Consider the following 561-nt stretch of genomic DNA (forward strand, 5'->3'; position numbering starts at 1 on the left):
CCTTCTCGGCATAACCTGGGTACAAAGCCTCATAAAAAGCCGTATTGAAAGAACCGTAAAAGGACCGAATGAGGAGCAAAGAAACCAATTACCCACATACGTATGGGGTAAAGCAAGCAACAAGCTCGGACAAAGCAAAACAGCACGAGTACAAACGGCCAATGGCTATAGCTTAACCGTAACGGGATCTCTGGCGATTGTAGAACACCTGCTACATACGAAGCCTGAAGCCGGTGTATACACCCCATCTAAGCTCATGGGCTCCAGTTTTGTGTCGCAGCTTCCCGGCTCTAGTGACATAACCATTGAAGAGTAAACAAAAAGGCACCAATCGGTGCCTTCTGCATTAACTGGGGTTGAGATCATCACAACTCGTGTTCGGTACGGGCGATGATGTCATCCTGGGCGTCTGGTGATAGCGCGGTAAAGAAGGCTGAATAGCCCGCAACTCGCACGACAAGGTCACGATATTGCTCAGGGTTCTTCTTCGCTGCCAGCAAGGTTTCACGAGAGACGATGTTGTACTGCACGTGCCAACCTTTGTGGTGATTAAAGAAGGTG

At 49.2% G+C, this 561-nt stretch carries 1 protein-coding gene and 1 pseudogene; one reads left to right on the plus strand and one right to left on the minus strand.

What is annotated here, in order from left to right:
• A pseudogene (locus R7Z50_RS29925) lies at positions 1-316 on the plus strand (hypothetical protein); the annotation flags it as partial.
• Positions 317-365: 49 nt separating this feature from the next.
• On the opposite strand, the gene R7Z50_RS29930 reads toward R7Z50_RS29925, so the two are convergent.
• Positions 366-561, minus strand: a 196-nt coding sequence (locus tag R7Z50_RS29930; RefSeq protein WP_206950232.1) for a glycine radical domain-containing protein, incomplete at its 5' end; no start/stop codon positions are given.

It is taken from the genome of Vibrio sp. 1249-1, from assembly GCF_033340495.1.